Annotated in this window: 19 protein-coding genes, 1 tRNA gene and 1 pseudogene; 9 read left to right on the top strand and 12 right to left on the bottom strand. The window is 70.8% G+C overall.

Annotated elements, in window-relative coordinates:
• Positions 1-47 precede the first annotated feature (47 nt).
• The gene (locus AC1P0E_RS11800) at positions 48-1,217 is read right to left on the bottom strand and encodes a hypothetical protein (RefSeq protein ID WP_482742130.1); all 1,170 of its coding nucleotides are present in this window, start codon (positions 1,215-1,217) and stop codon (positions 48-50) included.
• Entirely contained in the window at positions 1,147-2,109 is a 963-nt protein-coding gene (locus AC1P0E_RS11795; RefSeq protein WP_482742129.1) for a phosphatase PAP2 family protein, read from the bottom strand. Before AC1P0E_RS11795 ends, AC1P0E_RS11800 begins: the two co-directional genes overlap by 71 nt.
• 226 nt (positions 2,110-2,335) lie before the next feature.
• Between AC1P0E_RS11795 and AC1P0E_RS11790 the strand changes: the two genes are divergently transcribed.
• A complete protein-coding gene (locus AC1P0E_RS11790) occupies positions 2,336-2,932 on the top strand; it encodes a histidine phosphatase family protein (RefSeq protein ID WP_482742128.1) in 597 nt (198 codons plus the stop codon).
• Between the two features lie 84 nt (positions 2,933-3,016).
• Here AC1P0E_RS11790 and AC1P0E_RS11785 read toward each other — a convergent pair.
• Together AC1P0E_RS11785 and AC1P0E_RS11780 are read right to left on the bottom strand one after the other, a co-directional pair.
• Positions 3,017-3,244, bottom strand: a pseudogene (locus tag AC1P0E_RS11785) (metallophosphoesterase); the annotation flags it as partial.
• Positions 3,245-3,438: 194 nt separating this feature from the next.
• Positions 3,439-4,803 (bottom strand): NsdA family TPR-like regulatory protein, encoded by a 1,365-nt coding sequence (locus AC1P0E_RS11780; RefSeq protein WP_482742127.1) that lies wholly within the window; start codon positions 4,801-4,803, stop codon positions 3,439-3,441.
• Positions 4,804-5,041: 238 nt separating this feature from the next.
• Here AC1P0E_RS11780 and AC1P0E_RS11775 point away from each other — a divergent pair, with 238 nt between their 5' ends.
• Positions 5,042-5,551: a hypothetical protein gene (locus AC1P0E_RS11775; RefSeq protein ID WP_482745728.1), complete on the top strand. Its 510-nt coding sequence runs from the start codon at positions 5,042-5,044 to the stop codon at positions 5,549-5,551.
• Between the two features lie 33 nt (positions 5,552-5,584).
• The gene (locus AC1P0E_RS11770; RefSeq protein WP_482742126.1) at positions 5,585-6,451 is read left to right on the top strand and encodes a spermidine synthase; all 867 of its coding nucleotides are present in this window, start codon (positions 5,585-5,587) and stop codon (positions 6,449-6,451) included.
• Positions 6,452-6,462: 11 nt separating this feature from the next.
• Here the strand turns inward: AC1P0E_RS11770 and AC1P0E_RS11765 are convergent, their stop codons facing one another.
• Entirely contained in the window at positions 6,463-7,059 is a 597-nt protein-coding gene (locus tag AC1P0E_RS11765) for a hypothetical protein (RefSeq protein ID WP_482742125.1), read from the bottom strand.
• A 77-nt stretch (positions 7,060-7,136) separates the two neighbouring features.
• Between AC1P0E_RS11765 and AC1P0E_RS11760 the strand changes: the two genes are divergently transcribed.
• The 4 genes from AC1P0E_RS11760 to AC1P0E_RS11745 all read left to right on the top strand — a co-directional run bounded on the left by AC1P0E_RS11760 (position 7,137) and on the right by AC1P0E_RS11745 (position 10,106).
• Entirely contained in the window at positions 7,137-7,841 is a 705-nt protein-coding gene (locus tag AC1P0E_RS11760) for a response regulator transcription factor (RefSeq protein WP_482742124.1), read from the top strand.
• Positions 7,838-9,286, top strand: a complete 1,449-nt coding sequence (locus AC1P0E_RS11755) for a sensor histidine kinase (RefSeq protein ID WP_482742123.1) — start codon at positions 7,838-7,840, stop codon at positions 9,284-9,286. Before AC1P0E_RS11760 ends, AC1P0E_RS11755 begins: the two co-directional genes overlap by 4 nt.
• A gap of 113 nt (positions 9,287-9,399) precedes the next feature.
• Positions 9,400-9,648, top strand: coding sequence for a hypothetical protein (locus tag AC1P0E_RS11750; protein WP_482745978.1), 249 nt, complete (start codon positions 9,400-9,402; stop codon positions 9,646-9,648).
• 164 nt (positions 9,649-9,812) lie between these two features.
• Entirely contained in the window at positions 9,813-10,106 is a 294-nt protein-coding gene (locus tag AC1P0E_RS11745; RefSeq protein WP_482742122.1) for a hypothetical protein, read from the top strand.
• Between the two features lie 137 nt (positions 10,107-10,243).
• Here the strand turns inward: AC1P0E_RS11745 and AC1P0E_RS11740 are convergent, their stop codons facing one another.
• Positions 10,244-10,684 carry a CBS domain-containing protein gene (locus AC1P0E_RS11740; RefSeq protein WP_482745727.1) on the bottom strand — a complete coding sequence of 147 codons (441 nt, stop codon included), beginning with the start codon at positions 10,682-10,684 and terminating at the stop codon, positions 10,244-10,246.
• Between the two features lie 184 nt (positions 10,685-10,868).
• Positions 10,869-11,240 (bottom strand): cupin domain-containing protein, encoded by a 372-nt coding sequence (locus tag AC1P0E_RS11735; protein WP_482742121.1) that lies wholly within the window; start codon positions 11,238-11,240, stop codon positions 10,869-10,871.
• Positions 11,241-13,741: 2,501 nt separating this feature from the next.
• Here AC1P0E_RS11735 and AC1P0E_RS11730 point away from each other — a divergent pair.
• Entirely contained in the window at positions 13,742-14,623 is an 882-nt protein-coding gene (locus AC1P0E_RS11730; RefSeq protein ID WP_482742120.1) for an SCO4651 family lipoprotein, read from the top strand.
• Between the two features lie 264 nt (positions 14,624-14,887).
• On the opposite strand, the gene AC1P0E_RS11725 is transcribed toward AC1P0E_RS11730, so the two are convergent.
• From AC1P0E_RS11725 to AC1P0E_RS11710, 4 genes are all read right to left on the bottom strand, one after another.
• A complete protein-coding gene (locus AC1P0E_RS11725) occupies positions 14,888-16,312 on the bottom strand; it encodes a GH1 family beta-glucosidase (protein ID WP_482742119.1) in 1,425 nt (474 codons plus the stop codon).
• Positions 16,313-16,391: 79 nt separating this feature from the next.
• Positions 16,392-17,240, bottom strand: a complete 849-nt coding sequence (locus tag AC1P0E_RS11720; protein ID WP_482742118.1) for a carbohydrate ABC transporter permease — start codon at positions 17,238-17,240, stop codon at positions 16,392-16,394.
• Positions 17,237-18,268, bottom strand: coding sequence for a carbohydrate ABC transporter permease (locus AC1P0E_RS11715; protein ID WP_482742117.1), 1,032 nt, complete (start codon positions 18,266-18,268; stop codon positions 17,237-17,239). Before AC1P0E_RS11715 ends, AC1P0E_RS11720 begins: the two co-directional genes overlap by 4 nt.
• Positions 18,268-19,602 (bottom strand): ABC transporter substrate-binding protein, encoded by a 1,335-nt coding sequence (locus AC1P0E_RS11710; protein ID WP_482742116.1) that lies wholly within the window; start codon positions 19,600-19,602, stop codon positions 18,268-18,270. Before AC1P0E_RS11710 ends, AC1P0E_RS11715 begins: the two co-directional genes overlap by 1 nt.
• A 281-nt stretch (positions 19,603-19,883) precedes the next feature.
• Between AC1P0E_RS11710 and AC1P0E_RS11705 the strand changes: the two genes are divergently transcribed.
• The gene (locus AC1P0E_RS11705; RefSeq protein WP_482742115.1) at positions 19,884-20,948 is read left to right on the top strand and encodes a LacI family DNA-binding transcriptional regulator; all 1,065 of its coding nucleotides are present in this window, start codon (positions 19,884-19,886) and stop codon (positions 20,946-20,948) included.
• 49 nt (positions 20,949-20,997) lie between these two features.
• On the opposite strand, the gene AC1P0E_RS11700 is transcribed toward AC1P0E_RS11705, so the two are convergent.
• Positions 20,998-21,070: transfer RNA gene (locus AC1P0E_RS11700), tRNA-His, on the bottom strand.
• Between the last annotated feature and the right edge of the window lie 44 nt (positions 21,071-21,114).

Below are 21,114 nucleotides of genomic sequence, written 5' to 3'. Positions count from 1 at the left end.
CACGCCCGGAGGGCGTTCCGGGGGCCCGAGCCGGGCCGGGGGCGGCGTCAGCACGGGGTCCCCGCCCCCGCCGGGGCCGCCGCCCGCAGCGCCTCCGACCGCAGCGCCGCCGCCCGGCGCAACGCGGCCACCGTCGGGTCGGCCGGGTCGCCGGCCGTGCCTTCCGCCGCCGCCAGGACCTCGCCGATCGTCGTCAGACCGCCGAGCTCGCCGCGCACACCGCGGCCCAGCGCCTCCACCGCGCCCGCCGCCCGCGCCTTCTCCCGGCAGTGGAAGGCCAGCTCGCACGCGGCCAGGCATTCGGGGGCGTACGCCGCGTCGACCGACTCGACCGCCACCGCCAGCTCCTTCGCGGGGCGGTCCACGTCGAACGTCGTGCCCTCGGGGAGCGCGGCGGCGAGGTCTTCGATGCGCGTCAGGCGCTCCAGCTGGCGCCGGGTCACCGACCGCTGCTTGCGTACGTCGACGACCGACGCCGTCGGCAGGTTCGAGAAGTCCTTGGGGCAGACCAGCAGCACCGAATGCCGCACCTGTGCGCCCGTCACCTTGGCCGCGACCCGCTCCAGCGCCAGCACGTACACCGCGGCCTGGCGGGCCGCCGCGCCGACCTTCGCCGCGTCCGCCGAGTCGTCGATCATCGGGAAGGACTTGATCTCGACCACGGTCCAGTGCCCGTCCGGGTGCACCACCACCGCGTCCGGCTCCAGGTACGCGGGCGAGCCCGCCACCTCCAGGGCCAGCATCGGGTGGTCGAGCAGCGTCCAGATCCCGGCCGCCGTGGCCTCGCGAAGCGCCAGCGCCGTACGGGCCGCCCGGCCCTCCGGTCCCGCCGCCGCCAGATCCGGTACGTGCGTCTCGCCGGGGACCGGCGGCTCGCACCCGGCGCCGGCGCCGATGCGTTCGTACAGCAGCCGCATCAGCTCCGTGCCGCCGTCGGCCTTGACCCGGGCCTCGAAGGCATTGCCCCGCATGAAGGCGAACTGCGACTGGCCGAACGCGGAAGGGGACCCGAGCGCCGTCGCCAGCGCCGCCTTGTCCACCCCCGCGCCGTCGAGCAGCGCACGGCGCTTGCAGCCCGGGTTGGCGGCGAGCGCCGCCAGCGCGCGGGCGTCCAGGGGCAGCGGCGGGACGGACGGGCCGCGCAGCTCAGCGAGCCGCTGCCGGAGCGCCGTCGCCGGCGCCTGCGTCCGCGTCGGTGCCGCCCCCTGGGGAGGCACCTGCGGAGGCACTCGCGGAGGTGTGGGTTCGGGTCCGCTGCCCAGGGATTCGTTCACCCTCGGAAGTCTCGCATCCGGCACTGACAACGCCGTCGGCAACCGTGTACTCCGCGCCGCCCCGCACCGGCGTGAACCGCTCCCGCACCCGGTCGGCCAGCCGCATGAACGGCCTGGTCAGAGCCAGTCCGACGCCCATCACGGCGGCGCCCGCGACCGCGTCGAGGAAGTAGTGGTTGGCCGTTCCCATCACCACGAAAGTGGTCAGCAGCGGGTACGCGACACCGAGCGACTTCATCAGCGGCGTACGCCCGTGCTTCCACAGCATCACCCCGCACCACAGCGCCCACCCCACATGCAGGCTCGGCATCGCCGCGTACTGGTTGGTCATCCCGCCCAGTCCGCGCGGCGCACTCGCCTCGCCGCCCCACCAGCCGTACATGCTGTACTGCGCCATCGTGTCGACGAAGCCGTGTCCGGCGTCGAGGAGGCGCGGCGGGCAGGTCGGCAGGAGCGTGAAGCCGACCAGACCGAGGAGGGTCGAAAGCATCAGCCAGGTGCGCGCGGCCCGGTAGCCGGCGGTGCGCCGTCTGAAGAGCCAGACGAGGATCGCGGGGGTGACGAGGTAGTGCAGCGTCGCGTACGCGAAGTCGGCGGGTATCCCGAGCCAGGCGTGCTCGGTGAACAGCCGGTTGAGGGGGTGTTCGGCGTTCAGACGCAGGAGCTTCTCGGCGCGCAGTATCGCCAGACCGTGCTCGACGGCCTTCGCCTCGCCGCCGCGTACGAACAGCCGCCCGCCGGTGTACGCGGCGTATACGACCACGATGAGCAGCAGCTCGGTCCACCAGCGGGGTCTTTTGCGGGGCGCGGTGTCCTGCATCCGGACGCTCTCCATTTGTCTGCATGTGCGGCCTACGGGCTGACTGGCCACCCTTTCAACCGTACGGCGTACGAGAACATGTGCGCACACCGGGTGCGCGAGAAGGGGGACGTGGAAAACGCCCCGGAGGTTGCCCCTGGGCCGCGTGCGCGATGATGGTGCGGGCGGCCCGTTCCGCCCGTGAAGCGACCCGCACGAGCTCGTAGTACGCCCCCTTCGCACCGTCCAGGGAGACATCGTCATGGCACCGCGCATCCTGCTGGCCCGGCACGGACAGACGGAATGGTCCCTGTCCGGGAAGCACACCGGCAGGACCGACATCCCCCTGCTCGACGAAGGCCGGCGCGGCGCGAAGCTGCTCGGCGAGCGCCTGCACCGGGCGCCGCTGGACGGACTCCCGGACGCCGAGGTGCGCACGAGCCCGCTCCGGAGGGCGAGCGAGACCTGCGCGATCGCCGGGTTCGGCGACCGCGCGCAGGAGTGGGACGCGCTGATGGAGTGGGACTACGGGGCGTACGAAGGCATGGCGCCGACCGAGATCAAGGCGCAGCGGCCCGACTGGTTCATCTGGCGCGACGGGGTGCCGGGCGGCGAGACGCTCCAGCAGCTCTCGGACCGCGCGGACGAGGTCATCGCCTGGGCGCACTCGGCCGACCGGGACGCGCTGATCTTCGCGCACGGCCACATCCTGCGCGCGCTGGGAGCCCGCTGGCTCGGCTTGGACGTGTCGTTCGCCGCCCGCATCCGGCTGGACCCGACGTCCCTGTCGGTCCTCGGCTGGGCGTACGGCGACCCGGCGATCGAGCGCTGGAACGACGTCGGGCATCTGGGCGGCTGACCGGACGCGCTCATGGCCTGACCGCCGTAACGACGCAGCCGGCTCCCGAAGCATCGCTTCGGGAGCCGGCTGCGTACTGCTGGTTCAGCGGCCCGGCCGGATCCGGGGGCCGCGGAGTTCGAGCAGGGCGATGTCCGCCGGGACGCCGACCCGGACCGGCGGGCCGAAGAAGCCCGCCCCGCTGGTCACATACAGGGCCGTGTCGTCGACCCTGCCGAGCCCGGCGCTGACCGGGTTGGACAGCGCTGTGACCGCGGTGAGCGGGAACATCTGCCCGCCGTGAGTGTGTCCGGAAACCTGGAGGTCCACCCCGAGGAGGCCTCACGCTGAGGCAGGACAGCGGGGCGGCGGGCGGCCCGGGGACGCCCTTCCCGGAGCCGCCGCTCGCCCGCCAGAGCCCGCTGCGATAGAGCGAGCGCTGCCGCCGGGCCCGGCCCCGGTGCTTACGTACGGCGCCGGGCCCGGCCCCGGTGCTTACGTACGGCCTCGGTGCTTACTGCCGGCGCTCAGCCTCGGGCCCCGGGCTCGACCGTCGCGTGGCGGGCGAGGAAGGGGGCCACCGACGGCGAGCGGCGGTGCGGCAGCAGGACGCGGGTCGTCTCGGACAGCATCGTCCGTACGCGGGACGACTGGACGTCCTCCAGCAGGTCCAGCACGCCCTCTCCCACCGCCGCGGCCTCGTCCGGCGCCCCGGCGCGGACCAGGTCATCCGCGAGCTCCGCGCTGTAGAGGGCCAGGTTCCGGGTGAAGTGGGGGTCCTGGAGGGCCGCCGCCCGCCGGGCGTGCCGGGCCGCGCGCGCCCAGTCGCCGAGCGCCGACCAGCACTGCGCCTCGAGCCCCTCCAGCTCCGCCTCCCCGAAGAAGCTCATCCACTCGGGGTCGGCGTCCGCCGTGCCGCGCTCGAAGAGGAACTTGGCGCGGGAGAGCGCCTGTTCGCAGCCCGTACGGTCACCGAGCCCCGCCCAGCCGCCGGCCTCGCGCAGGGTGAGCAGCGAGAGCAGCCGCGGCGAAGCCACGTGCTGCGCGGCACGCTGCCCCGCCTGGGCCGCCCGTACCGCCTCGCGCGGCCGCCCGGTGTCGCGCGCGAGGAACGCGGAGTTGCTGAACGCGTGGGCCTCCAGCGCCGGGTCACCGGCCACCCGGGCCGTCGCCAGTGCCTCCGCGTAGTGCGAGCGGGCGTCGTCGAAGCGGCCCGAGTCGTGCGCCAGCCAGCCCACCGAGAGGGCGAGTTCACCGGCGCCGGTGTGCAACCGGTCCGCCATGGATCTGCGGGACGTCGTACTCGCGTCGAGCAGGGCGTAGGCGGTACGCAGCGGTTGTGCGGCCCGCTTGTAGAGGCCGTCGGCGCCGTGCCGGTCGTCGAGCAGCCGGATCTGCCGCACCGCGTCCTCCACGGCGCTCACCTCGGCCTCCCCGACCCGGCGGTGAGCGGCCGGCATGCCGCAGGCATCCGGGAAGGGCGCGGCGGCAGAGGGGTGGGCGGGGGCAGAGGCAGAGGCACCCGGCGCGGTGCCGAGTCCCAGGGATGCGGCGGCCATGGTGGCGGTGCCGCTCGTCATGAACGCGCGACGCAGCACGTCGCTCTCCTCGTCGCTGTGGCTAGGGGTCGTGGTGGTGCGCGCCCCCCTGCCACGTACCGTTTCGCGGGCCCAGAAGCCCAGGTCCGCCAGCGTCAGGCCGGGGAACATGTACAGGAAGACGCGCTCGTACGCGTAGTTGGGACAGCGGATCTGGCCGGCCTCGACGCGGCCGATGTAGCGGGCGTCGCATGCGACCTGTTCACCGATCTCACGCGCCGCCCTGCGGACCGAGGCGGCGAATTCGGCCGGCGAACGGGACCCTCGCAGTCGGCGGAAGTCGTTGTTCGGCATGGCCAAGACCTCCCGCAAGGTTCGCGTGCTTCGGCGGAGCAAAAACGTACCGGCTGTGACGGCTCGAACACGCGGTGTTTCGCTACAAACCGGATATCTCACCCAAGATTTGCCATGAACTGCCATCCTTTGCGGCGGCGCGGCACCGTAGCCGTTGACAGCGCCGCGCGTTGAACCATGAGGAGAGGGAGCGCGGCTCCCGCTCGAGCGAGGAGGGGTTCCCTTGTTGGAGGCCGACATGGAGATCAGCGGCTCACGGCCGGGCCCACGGCCGGGCTCACGGTCGACGGCTCAGCACAGACCCAGCCAGGACTTCAGCACCGTTCCACCTCCCGCGGGAAGTCCCGGCGCAGAGCCGTGCGACCTGGTGACGGTCCCGGTGCGTCAGGGCCTCGAAGCGGTGGACATCATCCGCCGGGCCGCGACCTCGGCCCCCGCCGTCGGCCCCGTCCTGCACGACGGCTCCTGCGCCACCCTCGGCTTCCTCGTGCCCCCGGGCACCGCGGACGGCTGGGACATGCCGGGCAGCGCCTGTACGCAGACCTCGGGGCGCGGCCTGCGCATCCCGGTGGCGCTGACCGGCGACATCGGGGTGGACGCCCCGCCCCTGGTGCCGGAGCCGCCCATCACCGGGACCGGCTGGCTGCTGCCGCCCACCGACACGGGCCCGGTCACCGACCCGGCCGTGCTCAGGGCCGCTCTCGGCGAGGCGGCCCGGCTGATCGAAGCGGCCGACCGCGTGCGCTGAACCGATCCGGCCGGGGCAGTCGATACTGGCTGCGTGGCAAAGAACAACAAGCGGCGCGAGCGCGCCGCCCCCGAGCCTGTCGTCGCGCACGTCGACGGCGGACTCGCCGAGCTGATACCCGACCGGGACCGCCCGCGCGGCTGGACCCTGCTGATCGACGGCGCCCCGCAGTCCCATGTGGACCTCGACGACCCGTCCTACCTCGACTTCGCCTACCAGCGCAGGCTCGGCCACATCATCGACCTCACCGCCCCGCAGGGGCAGCCCGTCCACGTCCTGCATCTCGGCGGCGGCGCCTTCACCATGGCCCGTTACGTCGCCGCCACCCGCCCCCGGTCCACCCAGCAGGTCGTGGAGGTGGACGCGGCGCTCGTCCAGCTGGTGCGCAGGGAACTTCCGCTGGACGCCCAGGCCCGTATCCGCGTCCGCTCCCTCGACGCCCGCGCCGGCCTCGGCAAGGTCGCCGACGGCTGGGCGGATCTGGTCGTCGCGGACGTGTTCAGCGGCGCCCGTACGCCCGGGCACCTCACCAGCACCGAGTTCCTCGCCGACGTACGCAGAGTGCTCAAGCCCGGGGGCTTCTACGCCGCCAACCTCGCCGACGGCCCGCCCCTCGCGTACGTGCGCGGTCAGATCGCCACCGCCGCCGCCGTCTGGCCCGAGCTGGCCCTGGCCGCCGACCCGGCCGTGCTGCGCGGCCGCCGCTTCGGCAACGCGGTGCTGCTGGCGTCGGACCGTACGCTGCCCATCGCCGAATGGACCCGGCGCATCGCGACCGACCCGCACCCGGGGCGGGTGGAGCACGGCCGGGAACTGGCGGACTTCACGGGCGGCGCGGCCGTCGTCACCGACGCGAGCGCGCGGCCGTCACCGCAACCGCCGCCGGGCGCTTTCAAGTGACCTCACGCGGGTCAGGACTTCACGATCTCGACCCTCGGCGCGGTGTCGTGCCAGGTGCAGAAGACCGAGACTTTCGCGGCGCCCCCCGTGAACTCCACCCGAATCCACTTCGGGTCCTTCCAGACCTGCATCGACCAGCCGGTCGCGGGCGTCGCCGAGACCAGTGTGGCGGAGGTCTTCCCCAGGTCGAAGGTGACCCGGCCGCCGGTGGTGTTGTAGCTCTTGACCTGGCCGTTCGCGGTCGCCGGCGGACTCGACGGCGACCGGGAGCCCGACGACGGGCCGCCGGGACCGTCCGGCGTACGGCTCGGGGGAGGGGTGTTCCGGTCTTGGCCGGCCGGGCTGTCCGACGGAGACTTGCCGTGCTCCGGCGACGTGGACGGCGTCTTGTCCGTGTCGCCGTCCCCGGGCCGCCGCGTCGACGACGACTGCGGCTTCGCGCCCTGCGCGGTGCCGCTCCGCTGCGGCACGTCGGTGGGGATCGGGAGTGCCTGCGGAGGGTCGTACGCCGTCCCCGACATCACCGTGTGCACGCCCCACCACGACAGCGTGACCGCTGCGCCCGTGGCGAGCGACCACGCGACGGCGTGTACGAATCCTCGTTGCATCGGGGCCATACTGCACCACCCGGCAGACCCGCGTCCCAGGGGGACCCGCATACCCCACATGGCGTACGGTGCCGCCCATGGCAAGTGTGCTCGTGGTCGAGGACGACCAGTTCGTACGTTCCGCCCTCATCCGGCACCTGACCGAAGCCACCCACACGGTGCGCAGCGTCGGTACGGCACTCGAGGCGCTGCGCGAGGTCGCCCATTTCAGCTTCGACGTTGTCATTCTCGACCTCGGTCTGCCCGATCTCGACGGGTCGGAGGCGCTGAAGATGCTGCGCGGAATCACCGACGTACCCGTGATCATCGCCACAGCGCGCGACGACGAGGCGGAGATCGTACGGCTGCTCAACGACGGCGCCGACGACTACCTCGTCAAGCCCTTCTCGGTCGAGCACCTGTCCGCCCGCATGGCCGCCGTACTGCGCCGCTCCCGCGCCGTCGCGGGCGCCGAGCGCCCGTCCGGGGCCATCCAGGTCGGCGGGCTCTCCATCGATCCGCTGAGGAGGCAGGCGGAGCTGGACGGCGGGCGGCTGGACCTGACCCGCCGCGAGTTCGACCTGCTGGCCTTTCTCGCGGGGCGGCCCGGAGTCGTCGTACCGCGCAAGGAACTGCTCGCCGAGGTGTGGCAGCAGAGTTACGGCGACGACCAGACCATCGACGTCCACCTGTCCTGGCTGCGGCGCAAGCTCGGCGAGACGGCGGCGAACCCGCGCTATCTGCACACCCTGCGCGGGGTCGGAGTGAAGCTGGAGCCGCCGCGACTGGAGCCGCCGCGATGAGGTGGGCACTGGTCAAGGTGAGCCTGGCGGTGACGGTGATGGTCGTGCTGGCCTTCGCCGTACCGCTCGGACTGGTCATCAAGGAGATGGCCAGGGACCGGGCCTTCTCCAACGCCGAACGCTGGGCCGCCACCATCGGCCCCACCCTGTCCATCACCACCGACCGCGACTCGCTGAACCGGGCCGTCCAGACGACGGAGGTCGGCATCGAGGGGCGCATGGCCGTGCACGTGCCGGCCTCCGGCGAACCGGGCAGCCTGCCGCTGGAGATCGGGCGGCGCCGGGCGGCGCAGCAGGACCTGGAGACCACGCGGCGGATCGGCCGCGCTTCGATCTCGGACGTGACGGGGGGCTTCGCGCTGCTCCAGCCGACCGCGATCGGGAGCGGACAGATCGCTGTGGTGGAGGTCTTCGTGCCGGAGGACGACGTCAGCAATGGTGTGGCGACGGCGTGGCTCGTGCTGGCGGGCGTGGGAACCGCCCTGATCGTGGGCTCGGTGGCGGTCGCGGACCGGCTGGGCGTACGGATGGTCCAGCCCGCCCAGCGGCTCGCGGGCGCCGCGCACGACCTGGGGGAGGGACGTCTCGGCGTACGCGTCCCCGAGGAGGGGCCGACCGAGCTGCGGTCCGCCGCCGTGGCGTTCAACTCGATGGCCGATCAGGTGGTGCAGCTGCTGGCGAACGAGCGGGAGCTGGCGGCCGACCTGTCGCACCGGCTGCGGACGCCGCTGACCGTGCTGCGCCTGAACGCCGCCTCGCTGGGCGAGGGGCCGGCAGCCGAGCAGACCAGGGCGGCGGTCGAGCAGCTGGAGCGCGAGGTCGACACGATCATCCGAACGGCCCGCGAGCAGCGGGCGCAGGCGCAGGGGGCGGCTGCTGCCGGTCCCGGCGCCGGTGCGGGGTGCGACGTTTCCGAGGTCGTGCGCGAGCGCATGGACTTCTGGTCGGCGCTGGCGGAGGACGAGGACAGGAAGGTGCGGCTGGCGGGCGTCGAGCGTCCGGTACGTATCCCGGTCGCCCGGCCGGAACTGGCGGCCGCGCTCGACGCGTTGCTGGGGAACGTCTTCCGGCACACCCCCGTGGGCACGGCCTTCTCGGTGGACGTGCACAACGGCGACGACGCCGTGATCGTCCTCGTCTCGGACGCGGGGCCCGGCATCTCCGACCCGAAGGCGGCGCTGGTGCGCGGCAACAGCAGCGGGAAGGACGGCTCGACGGGGCTCGGCCTGGACATCGTGCGACGGGTCGCGGAGTCGACAGGCGGCGACGTACGGATCGGGCACTCGGTGCTCGGCGGTACGGAGGTCCGCATCTGGATCGGGCTCGGACTCGACGGGCGACGTACGGCGGGTGACCAGAACGGCCACCGGCTGGGGCGGCGCAAGCGGGGGGCGCCTGGTGCGGCGAAGGGGGCGGGGAAGGGGTCCAGGGGCGTGCAGCTTTAGCGGCTCTCATGGCTGCCTTAACTGCGCCCTAAGGTTTTCAAGTCCCACGCGAAACCGGTCACTTGTCCGTTTCGGGCTCGCTAGCGTGCTGCCGCACGAGCCGTACCCCCACTTTGGGTCGTCCCCCTCTCCTCGGGAGTCCCGAAACGCAGAGGCAGGCACGCGATGAGCAGAACGACGCACCGGCGCACGGCGAGCGGCAGGACCAAGAGCTGAAGGGCGTGCTCGGCCTGTCGGACGCGACGGCGTGGAAGACGGAGTGCCCGGGCGGGGCGCAGGGGGCGGCCGACGCGACGTGCAGTTCGATCGTGCAGGAGCCGCTGGCGTTCACGAAAGCGTTCGCGGCGGCGTACGAGAAGTAATCAGGGGTGCGTGCTGGGGGGGGCGGTGCGTGCTCGGACGGTGGACGAGATGTTGCCGGTGTGGTCGTACGCGGCGAGGCTGAGCGGGACGACGCCACCGGGCTTCAGTGTGCGCGGCCTGGGCCGCGCCGGTCGCGGTGTGCCGAGCCGAAGGAGCGGGCGCGATGAGGGTCATGCTGCGAGCCGTAATGGACACCCAGCTGTCGAACGAGGCGATCAAGGACGGCTCACTGCCGCAGTTGATGGAGTCGATGATCGAACGGCTCAAGCCCGAGGCGGCGTACTTCGGTCCGGGTGAGGGTGCGCGGTCCTGTGTGTTCGTGTTCGACATGAAGGACAGCTCCGAGATGCCGAGCATCGCGGAGCCGCTCTTCGACAGGCTGGGCGCCAGGATCGAGATCCATCCGGTGATGAACGCCGACGACCTCCGGAAGGGCCTGTCAGCCCTTCGGGGCTAAGACCTTTTTCAGGCGCTGCCGGCGCTGGACGGCGCTGGTCTGAACTGCGCTGGTCTGGACTGGACTGGTCTGGTCTGGCCTGGTTGAACTGGTTTGGACCGGACGCGCGGGGCGGGGTGGTCAGGGTGCTGGTTGTTTCAGCCGGCGGTCGCGGCGTACACGCGCGTCGCGAACTCCGCGATCTGTTCGTCGCTGAGGTTCTTGGCGAGGTTGGCCTCCGTGATCATTCCGACCAGCTGGTGGCCTCCCGCGACGTCGATGACCGGGAGGCGCTTGATCTGGTGCGTCTCCATGCTCTCCAGAGCCTCGTTGGCGTCCGCGTCGGCGTCGATCCAGTGCACGTGTCCACCGAGCGTGCCAGCCTGAACCGTCGCCGGGTCGACGCCTTCGGCGCAACACTGCACGACGATGTCGCGGTCGGTGATCAGGCCGGTGAGCCTGTTGTCGTCGCCGCAGATGGGCAGACAACCGACGTTCAGGTCACGCATCATCTGTGCGGCGTCGTACAGCGACTGGTGCGCACCGATGCACTGAACACCGCTGGTCATGATGTCGCGGGCCTTGAGCTGCTTGTTCATAGCCATGATTCCTGGGTCCTCCCGCGTTCGGGACGTTGTTCTCTCCTCCATCGATGACAACACGGATGGCTTATCGCCGCCCCTCGGGCCGCGACGAGGTGCGGGCCGCCGCCCGGCCGGAGGGACGGGGCGGGGACGGGGCGGGCGGGGCGAGGGGGCTGGGCGGTGGAACCGGGGCCTGCTATCAGGAGCCGGCGGGTGTGGCGTAGTCCCCAAAGCCGACCCAGTCGAGAGTTACGCAGGGTTCGTCGCCCAGCACCCAGGCGTCATGGCCGGGCGCGACGGAGATGAAGTCCCCGGGGCCGGCTTCCCCGCTCTCGCCGTCGTCCATGACGATCTTCATTCGACCGCTCACGACGTATCCGACGTGGGAGGCCTGGCAGCTGTCGGTTCCGGCGATGGGCTTGACGTGCTTCGACCACTGCCAGCCAGGTTCGAAGACCGCGCGGCCGACCGGGCCTCGCTCGGTGGTGAGCAGATCAAGCCTGCCCTTGCCGTCCTCGAACGGACGGGTCTCATCTGCGGAGTCGAAGTTCTTGCACACGAGCACGGCCATGACCATGCGCCTCCCGGCGGGCGAGAGCGATCCCCGAGTCCACTTCAAGGCTACTCGCTGCGGGCTGCGGTTGCTTCTGGGCGGCTTGCTCCGGCCGGGGGTGGCTGACCACTGGTTGCGTCTGGGGGTTTCGGGCCGTCCCGAGCGCTCGAGTGTCGGTGGGCCGGGGCGGCGCGTCAAGGGCGCTCCCTGCGGTCGCGTCGCTGCGCGATGGGCCTGCGGCCCACCCTTGACCCGCCGCCCCGTCCCACCGCTAACGCTCAACAGGGGACGGCCCAAGAAAAAACGCCCTGCACGACAACTGGGATACGGGCGCGGGTGGGCTTGGTGGCTTGCGGGTGTGTGGGTGGGGCGCGGTCGGTCTATGGGGTGGTGCGGCCCCAGTCTCGGCGGGTGCGGCGACGGCTGTTGGTGCACCATCCCCATTCCGGACGCACACGGGCACCCACGCCGGTGGACGGCCGATCATCCGGGCCGACCTGCGGGCCGTCCCGTCTGCGGGTGGGACGCGACAGTTGAATGGGGCGACTCGGGCGGGTTCGGCGTCCACCCCGGCCGGTGGTCGGTCGAGCGACAAGCACGTGGTCGTGCTTGGTGGGTGGAAGGGCACCCAGGAGCGAGTAGTCCTGCCGTGGCTGGGGCCGGTGATCGGACCGGACGGCCCGGTTGGGGGGCGGTTCGAGGTCCTCGACGGGGCGGGCGGGATGGGCCGAAACCGACAGAAGACGAGAACAGTCGCCCGTTATGCCCGAGTTCTGGTTGCTTGTGATGGGCGGAAGAGGCGTCATGTGCGGGGTTTGTTGCATGCCAACGGCCCGGCACAGGCGTCCGGTTGCTCAGGTTCCACCGAAAGGCGATTCGTCCGATGGGTCATGGGCGCGGGTGGCTAGTTGCTGCCTTCACGTCGCGCGGGCTCTGCTTGGCTGGTGGTCTTGACGATCACAGGTGGGCGCTCACGCACTGGGGGTTTATCTACACGGCTGCGGGCAGTGCCGTAGGGGTGATGTCGGCGTCGTCGACACAAGCGAGGCGACTTGAGGGCCCGCCACCGGTCGGGCGTCGAATGCAACGAACTTGACACGTGACGAGGCACAACGCCCCTCACGCCTCACTCGTCACAGTCCTTGCGCTTCCGGTCATCGCGGGAGCGTTTCGACCCACGCGCCGGGGGCGGTCGGTTCGGTTGGTGTGATTGCTGCGTTTGGTGTGGCGGCTTGTCGGCTGTCGGTTCGGTGGCTTGCAGGGGTGGGGGTGCTTTGCGGGCTTGGGCCAGGCCGGAGCGCTCTTTCCACCCGTCACGGCCGAGGCAGTTGGCCGGCTTTCGCTTTCTGCACGAGTCGGTCGCCTCACCCACTGCCTCGGTGAGTCGGGTGCAGCGAACCGGCCGTCGTGGGAGTGTTTCGGCCCACGTGCAGGGGCGTCCGGCGAGGCCGAGCGCAGTGGCCGTGGGGACGTCCGGTCGCGCTGGTGTGACTGGTGAGCCTGCTGTGTTTCGGTGGGCTGGTGTTGGCCGCGTTACTCGCGTGCCCGCCATGGCGCCAGCAACAGCCCACCTTCAGTGGGATTCATTCGCTCCAACCGCCCCCTCCCAGGGGCAACTGCACCGAACTCGACAGTTGACGAGTCGCAACGCCCCTCGGATCACACCGGTCCCTCCCGTATCGCTTCGGGTCGTCATGGGAGCGTTTCGACCCACAACGGCCCCAAGGACCGGGCGAACCGATCCAACGGTGCGGCTGGTGTGAGTGGTGTGGCTGGCGTGGGTGGGATGGCGGGCCTGAAGGTCCCCAGGCGCGCCGGGCTTTGTTCCCGGCCACGGCGCGGCCTGCTGGTCGCAGGCGCGCCGCAGCCATCGGCAGAACCACACTCCTGGACGCCCCTCCACCCACCAAGCCCAGCAACGTGCTTGTGGCCCGGCCGACCACCGGTGGGGGTGGACGCCGAGCCGGCCCGAGTCGCCCCATTCAACTGTCGCGCCCCACCTGCATAGACATGAGTCCGCAGGTCGGCTCAGACGGCCAGCCGCCCACCGGCCTGGGTGACCGTGTGCGTCCGGAATGCGGATGGTGCACCAGCGGCCGTTCCCGCACCCGCTTAGCCTGGGGCCGAGCCGCCCCCTAGAGCTCGTGCGCCCCACCCACACACCCGTCGCCCGGCAGCGGTGAGTGACCACTTGCCGGAGTTTCCCCGTGGGCTCCCCCCGGGGGCCGCCCCCCTTAAGCATTGCGGCGGAGGTTCGGCGGTCAAGGGTGAAGCGCAGCGCAATCGCCGCAGGCGACGCGACGCAGGAGCGCCCTTTACCGCCGGGCCTCCGACGCCACCCTCACCAAAGGCGGCCCCCACAGCAGACGCAACCAACGCCACGGGCCCGCCGAAGCCCCGCCCGAGCGCCCCCGCGGAGCGCTTGGCTCCGCATAATTACTGCGTAATCGGGTCGGCCGCGGGCACTCGATGCCAGGTCGAGCGTTGAACTGAACGACCGTCACGGAAAGTGGGGTTGCATGTTCGGGTTACGTAAAGGCCTGAAGACCGGAGCCATCGGCGTGGCAGGAGCCGTCGTCGCGTGTACCGCGTTGGTGGCGTGTGGAAGCGACAGTACGGACTCGGGCAACAAGGCGGCCGACAACAACAAGGCCGAGAAGAAGAGTCCCGGCGCCCAGGAAAAGGGCACCGCTGCCGTACGCACCGCCTACGACAAGACCGCCGAGGCGGAAACCGCGCGCATGACGCTGACCACGCGGACATCCGCGCAGGGCAAGACCGTTTCCGCCAATGGCCAAGGCGTCATCGACCTCGCCGAAGGCGACAGCGAAATGACCCTCTCCGCCGAGGGCCAGAAGATCGAGCAGCGCGTGGTCGACAACGTGGTCTACCAGAAGATCCCCAAGGCGCAGCAGACGAACGTTCCCGGCAACAAGCCCTGGATCAAGATCGACCTCAAGGAAGCCGCCCAGCAGAGCGGCGGCGGCTCCTCCCAGGTGAACAACCCTGCCGAGTCCGCCGGCTTCGCCAAGGGCGTCACCGACAAGGACGTCAAGAAGATCGGCACGGAGCAGGTCGGCGGCACGAACACGACCCACTACCGCGTCACCATCGATGTCGACAAGCTCGCCGCTACGGGCGACCGTGCCAAGGTCGACCAGCTGAAGAAGCAGCTCGGCCCAACCCTGCCGATGGACGTCTGGCTGGACGACGACGGGCGTATTCGCCGTCAGCAGATGGACATGCAGGTGAAGGCGGCCGACGGTGCGGCGGCCGACGGCCCGCAAAAGGTCGACGTCCGGACCGTCATCGAATACAGCGACTTCGGCACCGAGCTGGACGTCGAGCCCCCGGCAGCCGCCCAGACCGCCGACATGACCGGCAAGGCGAAGCAGCAGTAGCAGTACCAGTCGCGTACTCGCAGTACTCGCAGTACATCTTCGTGCTGGTATCAGCACTGGCACTCGCACTAGCCGTGAAGTGGCAACTGCGCTTCGCGTGGCCTCCGAGCGACAGGGGCCAGCCGGCCCCCGCCCGCCCGCGCCCGCCCTCATCCACCCCCGCCGAGGGTCCGCCCGCGCCCCCGGGCAGATCCTCGGCAGCGGTGAGACGTCGGCCGGCCGCCAACACCAGTCGTCAAGCCGCCCGCACACCCGTCACCGCAATCAACCACCCAGCATGGGATACGGCAGCACCCCCGTCTTCGCCACCCGCCCGTACCACTCCGCGCTCGATTTCGGCGTCCGCTCCTGCGTCTCGTAGTTCACGTACACCGCACCGAACCGCTTGCTGTAGCCGTACGCCCACTCGAAGTTGTCCATCAGGGACCAGAGGAAGTAGCCCCGCACATCCGCGCCGTCCGTCATCGCCCGACGCACGGCCGCCAAGTGGCCGTGCAGGTAGCGGATGCGGTCCGGGTCGTCGACCGTGCCGTCGGTGCCGGGCTTGTCGTCGTACGCCGCTCCGTTCTCGGTGATCATCAGCGCGAGCCCGGGCGCCTCACGGGCGTATCGCATCAGCAGGTCGTACAGGCCGGTCGGGTCCACGGACCAGTCCATCGCCGTCAGTTCGCCCGGCGGCTGGTGGAAGGCGACGGACTCCGAGCCGGGCCACGGCGAGTGGTCGCTGGCGCCGTGGCCGTCGTGGCGGGCAGCCGGGCCGTCGGTCGCCGCCGAAACCACCGTCGGCGCGTAGTAGTTGATGCCCAGGAAGTCGAGCGGCCGGCCCGCCGTTGTCGCATCCCCCTCCTGTACGAACGACCAGTCCGTCAGGTGCGCGGTGTCGGCCAGCAGGTCGGGCGGGTACGCGCCCGTCAGCATCGGGCCCGTGAAGATCCGGTTCGCCAGGGCGTCGATACGGCGCTGCGCGTCCAGGTCGCCCTCCGACCGCGTCAACGGCCTGACCGCGCTCGGGTTGAGGCTTACGCCGATCCGCGCCCGGGCCGGAAGCGCGGCGCGCAGCGCCTGTACGGCCAGGCCGTGGGCCAGGTTCAGGTGGTGGGCGGCGCGCAAGGCGGCCACCGGGTCGGTACGGCCGGGCGCGTGCACCCCGGACCCGTACCCCAGGAACGCGCTGCACCAGGGCTCGTTGAGCGTGGTCCACAGCTCTACGCGGTCGCCCAGCGCCTCGGCCACGATCCCCGCGTACTCCGCGAAGCGGTACGCCGTATCGCGCGCCGGCCAGCCGCCGCCCGCCTCCTCCAGCTCCTGCGGCAGGTCCCAGTGGTACAGGGTCAGGCTGGGCGTGATCCCGGCCGTCAGCAGCTCGTCCGTCAGCGCCCGGTAGAAGTCCAGGCCCCGCTCGACGGCCGGGCCCCGGCCGGTCGGCTGCACGCGCGGCCAGGACACCGAGAAGCGGTACGCGCCCAGCCCCAGGTCCGCCATCATCCGTACGTCGTCCCGCATCCGGTGGTAGTGGTCGACGGCCACGTCGCCCGTGTCGCCGCCCAGCACCTTCCCCGGCGTACGGCTGAAGGTGTCCCAGATCGACGGGGTGCGGCCGTCCTCCCGTACCGCGCCCTCGATTTGGTAGGCGGCGGTCGCGGAGCCCCACAGGAATCCGGGCGGAAAGCTCTCGGTGATCTCAGTCATGTAGCGCTCCTGGTAGGAGAGAGACGAATGGGGAGAGAGACGAAAGGAGAGAGATGAAAGGGGGGAGACGAACTGGAAGTCAGCCCTTTACCGCGCCCTGCATGATCCCGCCCACGATCTGCCGTCCGAAGAGCACGAAGGCCAGCAGCAGCGGCAGCGTGCCGAGCAGGGCGCCGGCCATGATCACCGACTGGTCGGGTACGAAGCCCTGGCCGAGGTTGGCGAGCGCCACCTGCACGGTCGGGTTGTCCTGGGTCAGCGCGATGATCGGCCAGAAGAAGTCGTTCCACGCGGCCACGAAGGTGAGCATGCCCAGCACCGCCATCGCCGGCCTCGCCGCCGGGAAGACGATGTGCCAGATGATGCGAAGACTGCTCGCGCCGTCCACCCTTGCCGCCTCGACCAGTTCGCTGGGCAGCGCCTGCAGCAAGTACTGGCGCATGAAGAAGACCCCGAAGGCGCTGACGAGAGTCGGCAGGATGACGGCCTGGAGCTGGTCGGTCCACTCCAGCTCGGCGATCGTCATGAACAGGGGTACGACGCTGAGCTGCGGCGGCACCATCATCGTGGCCACGACCAGCAGCATCAGCAGGTTCTTGAAGCGGAAGCGCAGCTTGGCGAAGGCGAAGCCGGCGAGGGTCGAGAAGAGGACCGTGCCGAGTGCGATGGTGCCCGCCACGATCGCCGTGTTGAGCAGGGCCAGCCCCATGTTGGCGTCGGTCCAGGCCGTCTGGAGGTTCTTGAAGAGGTTCCCGCCGAACCAGAACGGTGGCGGCGTCTGGGACAGCCGGGTGTTGTTGCGGGACGCCGCGATCGCCGTCCAGACCAGCGGGAACAGCGAGCCGACCGTGAAGACGATCAGCACGGCGTAGGTGAGGGGGCCGCCGTGCAGATGGCGCCCCGCGCGAGCACGCAATGTCGTCCTCATTGGCTCTTCCTCAGTCGGCGGGTGATCAGCAGGTGCACACCCGCGACGATCAGCAGAATCAGGAACATCGCCCAGGCGATCGCGGAGGCCCGGCCGAGGTGGAAGTTGAACCAGCCCTGCTCGTAGAGGTAAAGGCCCAGCGTCTGGAACTGGTGCGACGCCCCGCCCTTCTGCCCGCCCGCCCCGCCGAACAGCAGCGGCTCACCGAACAGCTGGGTCGCGCCGATCGTCGAGACCACGACCGTGAAGAGGATCGTCGGCCGCAGGGAGGGGATGGTGACGTGGAGGAACTGCTGCCACCTGGTCGCCCCGTCCAGCGCCGCCGACTCGTACAGGTCGTTCGGCACGGCCTGCATCGCCGCCAGATAGATCAGCGCGTTGTAGCCCGTCCACCGCCAGATGACGATCGTCGACACCGCGATCTGCGACGACAGCGTCCCGCTCTGCCAGTCGACCTTCCCGAGCCCCACCGCGTCCAGCGCCCAGTTGATCATCCCGTAGTCGCGTCCGAAGAGGAGTACGAAGACGAGCGTCGCGGCCGCCACCGAAGTGGCGTACGGCGTGAGGATCGCGACCCGGAAGAAGCCCGAGGCGCGCAGCCGGTAGTTGAGCAGATGCGCGATGCCCAGCGCGATCAGCAGCTGCGGGACCGTCGAGATGACCCCGATGGTGAAGGTGTTGCGCAGCGCGTTCCAGAAGAACTCGTCCTCCAGGAGGCGGGTGTAGTTGTGCAGGCCCACCCACTCCATGTCGTTCGGCGCCGACAGCGACACGCGGTGCAGCGACGACCAGCCCGTATAGAGGAGAGGGAAGACCCCGAAGGCCGCGAAGAAGACGAAGAAGGGCGCCACGAAGGCGTACGGGCTGTACTTCGTGTCCCAGCGGTAGCGCCTGCTGCGCCACACCCGGCGGCGGTCGGTGCCCTGCGGCCGCTCGGCCGCCACCGTCTCCGCCTGCTTGCGGTCCGGGACCGCGTCCCCCGAGGAGGGGGACGCAGCCGGGCCGGACTGGTCGGTGTACGGACGCATCAGCCGTCCACCGCGTTGTCGATCTCCTTCAGGGCCGCCTTCCAGCCCTCCTCCGGGCTCTTGCCCTGCTGCTCCACCTGGAGGATGCCGACGTCACCGAAAGCGGTACCGATCTGCTGGTCCTTCGGGCCGAGCACCAGCGTCGGGATGCCCTTGGCCGCCTCGGCGAAGAGCTGCCCGGTCGGGGCGTCGCCGAAGTACGGGTTCTTGGTGCCGGAGACCACGTCCATCTCGTACGCCGGCGGGGTGGACGGGAAGCTCGCCTGCTTGTCGAAGAGCTTCGCCTGCTGTTCGGGCGCGGTCAGCCAGGCCGCGAGCTTGATCGCCTCCGCCTTGTTCTTCCCGGCCTTCGGTACGCCGATGAACGAGCCGCCCCAGTTGGCGGGCTTAGGGGCCGCAGCGACGTCCCACTGGTCCTCGCCCGCCTTGCCCGCCTTCTCCTTGATGTAGCCGAGCATCCACGGCGGGCAGGAGACGGTGGCGAAGGTCCCGTTGGCGTACGCCTGGTCCCAGGCCTTGTCGAACTGCTTGAGCTTGCCGGTCAGCCCGCCCTCGGCAGCCTGCATCGCCAGGTCCCAGGCCGTCTTGACCGCCGGGCTGTCCTTGTAGATCAGCTTGCCCTCGGCGTTGTAGAAGCGCTCCGCGTAGCCGTTGTTGACGGCGGCGAAGAGACCGGCCGCCGAGTCGGTGAAGGTGGTGCCCTTGGGGCCCTTCGCCTTGTAGTCCTCGCCCGCGTCGACGTACTTCTTCCAGTCGCCCGCCCACATCTTGCCCACCGCCTCGCGGTCGGTCGGCAGCCCGGCCTTCTTGAACAGGTCCTTGCGGTAACACATGCCCATCGGCCCGATGTCCGTGCCGAGCGCGACGGTCTGCCCGTCCTTGGTGGTACCCTGCGCCCACTTCCAGTCCAGCCAGTTCGACTTGTCGACGCCGGGTGCCTTCGACAGGTCCTCGAACTTGTCGGCCTGCGTGGTGGCGATCTCGTTGATGTTCCCGACCTCTATGGCCTGGATGTCCTGCAGGCCGCTGTTGGCCGCGAGGTGCGTCAGCAGTTCCGGGTAGTACGTGTCGACGCGCTCGGTCACGTCCTCCTTGATGACGATCTCCGGGTTCAGCTTCATGTACTCGTCGTACAGCCCGGCCTGCTTGTAGCCGAAGACGCCGAAGGTGCCGATCTCGATCGTGGTCTTGCCCCTGGTGTCCTTCTTGCTGCCGCCGGAGCCGCCGGTTCCCTCGTCGCCGTCCTCGGCGCAGCCGCCGAGCAGGCCCGCGCCGAGTGAGACCACGGCGGCGACGACCACCGCCTTGCGGCGCGTTCGGGTGCTGGTGCGCATTGCGTCCTCCTTGTGCCCTGACGTGCCGACCCCCCGGCCAACTGTGTTGGTACGCCTCTGAGTTGCGGCTGCGGCCCGGGTGGGGAACGTGCGGGTTGTGTATGAGTCAGGTACCGTGGGAGCGCTCCCATGTGTGATGTGTTGAAGGTTCGCGGCTCCTCGCGGGGGTGTCAAGGCGCCGGACGGCGGGATTTGTTGTCCCAGACCGCTATGAGATATTGCGCAGCACCGGACGGCGACCGGACGACGACCGGACGGGGCACAGTATGGGGAGGTCGGGCATGGTGACTCGGGGAATCCGGGGCCAGGGGGGCCGGAACGGCGGGCGGCCGACCCTTGAGGAAGTGGCCGCACGCGCCGGTGTCGGCCGGGGCACCGTCTCGCGGGTGGTCAACGGCTCCCCGCGGGTCAGCGACGAGACCCGGGCCGCCGTGGAGGCCGCCGTCGACGAGCTGGGTTACGTACCGAACCGCGCGGCCCGCGCCCTCGCCGCCAACCGCACCGACGCCCTCGCGCTCGTCGTCCCCGAGGTCGAGTCCCGCTTCTTCGCCGAGCCGTACTTCTCCGACATCGTGCGCGGCGTCGGCGCCGCCCTCGACAGCACCGAGATGCAGCTGCTGCTCACCATCGTCGGCAACGACCGCGAGCGCGGCCGCCTGGCCAATTACCTCGCCGGCCACCGCGTCGACGGCGTCCTGCTCGTCTCCGTACGCGCCGACGATCCGCTGCCCGAGCTGCTGGTCCGGCTCGGCATCCCGACGGTCATCAGCGGGCGCCGCTCCGAGCACGAGACGCTCGCCTGCGTCGACGCGGACAACGTGACGGGCGCGCGGGGCGCCGTGACCCACCTCATATCGCGCGGTCGCCGCACGATAGCGACCATCACGGGACGGCTCGAGGTGTACGGCGCCCAGTGCCGCCTCGACGGCTACCGCCAGGCCCTGGCCGCGGCCGGCCTCGGCGTCGACGAGCGGCTGATCGCCCCCGCCGACTTCACGGAGGAGGGCGGCCGCCGCGCCATGACCGACCTGCTCGAACGCAACCCCCGCCTGGACGCCGTCTTCGTCGCCTCGGACGTGATGGCGGCGGGCGCCCGCCAGGTCCTGCGCGAGCGGGGCCGCAGTGTCCCCGGCGATGTGGCCCTGGTCGGCTTCGACGACTCGCCCATCGCCCGGCACATGGACCCGCCGCTGACCAGCGTCCGGGTGCCGATCGAGGAGATGGGCCGCGAGATGACCCGCGTACTGCTGGAGGAGATCGCCGACCGCCGCCCGGCGGGCACACGCACGGCCGCCCCACGCCAGAGTGTGTTCCCGACGGAGCTGGTGACGCGCGCTTCGTCGTGACACGAAGAAGCCCCGACCTGTTCTCACAGGTCGGGGCTTGATCGTTCAGGGTGAGTGACGGGACTTGAACCCGCGGCCACCTGGACCACAACCAGGTGCTCTACCAACTGAGCTACACCCACCGTGGCCGGTCGTTTCCGACCGGCTGAGAAAAAGTGTACAGGGT

Source organism: Streptomyces sp. TRD_SC_5, from assembly GCF_056836825.1.
Note: the sequence above shows the minus strand (reverse complement) of the source record. Positions and strands in the feature narration are given on the sequence as shown.

What these genes read in the sequence shown, in the direction of transcription:
- AC1P0E_RS11795 (WP_482742129.1), bottom strand. Translation starts at nt 2,109, where the DNA reads ATGGAGAGCGTCCGGATGCAGGACACCGCGCCCCGCAAAAGACCCCGC.
- AC1P0E_RS11790 (WP_482742128.1), top strand. Translation starts at nt 2,336, where the DNA reads ATGGCACCGCGCATCCTGCTGGCCCGGCACGGACAGACGGAATGGTCC.
- AC1P0E_RS11780 (WP_482742127.1), bottom strand. Translation starts at nt 4,803, where the DNA reads ATGCCGAACAACGACTTCCGCCGACTGCGAGGGTCCCGTTCGCCGGCC.
- AC1P0E_RS11775 (WP_482745728.1), top strand. Translation starts at nt 5,042, where the DNA reads ATGGAGATCAGCGGCTCACGGCCGGGCCCACGGCCGGGCTCACGGTCG.
- AC1P0E_RS11765 (WP_482742125.1), bottom strand. Translation starts at nt 7,059, where the DNA reads ATGCAACGAGGATTCGTACACGCCGTCGCGTGGTCGCTCGCCACGGGC.
- AC1P0E_RS11760 (WP_482742124.1), top strand. Translation starts at nt 7,137, where the DNA reads ATGGCAAGTGTGCTCGTGGTCGAGGACGACCAGTTCGTACGTTCCGCC.
- AC1P0E_RS11755 (WP_482742123.1), top strand. Translation starts at nt 7,838, where the DNA reads ATGAGGTGGGCACTGGTCAAGGTGAGCCTGGCGGTGACGGTGATGGTC.
- AC1P0E_RS11745 (WP_482742122.1), top strand. Translation starts at nt 9,813, where the DNA reads ATGAGGGTCATGCTGCGAGCCGTAATGGACACCCAGCTGTCGAACGAG.
- AC1P0E_RS11740 (WP_482745727.1), bottom strand. Translation starts at nt 10,684, where the DNA reads ATGAACAAGCAGCTCAAGGCCCGCGACATCATGACCAGCGGTGTTCAG.
- AC1P0E_RS11735 (WP_482742121.1), bottom strand. Translation starts at nt 11,240, where the DNA reads ATGGCCGTGCTCGTGTGCAAGAACTTCGACTCCGCAGATGAGACCCGT.
- AC1P0E_RS11730 (WP_482742120.1), top strand. Translation starts at nt 13,742, where the DNA reads ATGTTCGGGTTACGTAAAGGCCTGAAGACCGGAGCCATCGGCGTGGCA.
- AC1P0E_RS11725 (WP_482742119.1), bottom strand. Translation starts at nt 16,312, where the DNA reads ATGACTGAGATCACCGAGAGCTTTCCGCCCGGATTCCTGTGGGGCTCC.
- AC1P0E_RS11720 (WP_482742118.1), bottom strand. Translation starts at nt 17,240, where the DNA reads ATGAGGACGACATTGCGTGCTCGCGCGGGGCGCCATCTGCACGGCGGC.
- AC1P0E_RS11715 (WP_482742117.1), bottom strand. Translation starts at nt 18,268, where the DNA reads ATGCGTCCGTACACCGACCAGTCCGGCCCGGCTGCGTCCCCCTCCTCG.
- AC1P0E_RS11710 (WP_482742116.1), bottom strand. Translation starts at nt 19,602, where the DNA reads ATGCGCACCAGCACCCGAACGCGCCGCAAGGCGGTGGTCGTCGCCGCC.
- AC1P0E_RS11705 (WP_482742115.1), top strand. Translation starts at nt 19,884, where the DNA reads ATGGTGACTCGGGGAATCCGGGGCCAGGGGGGCCGGAACGGCGGGCGG.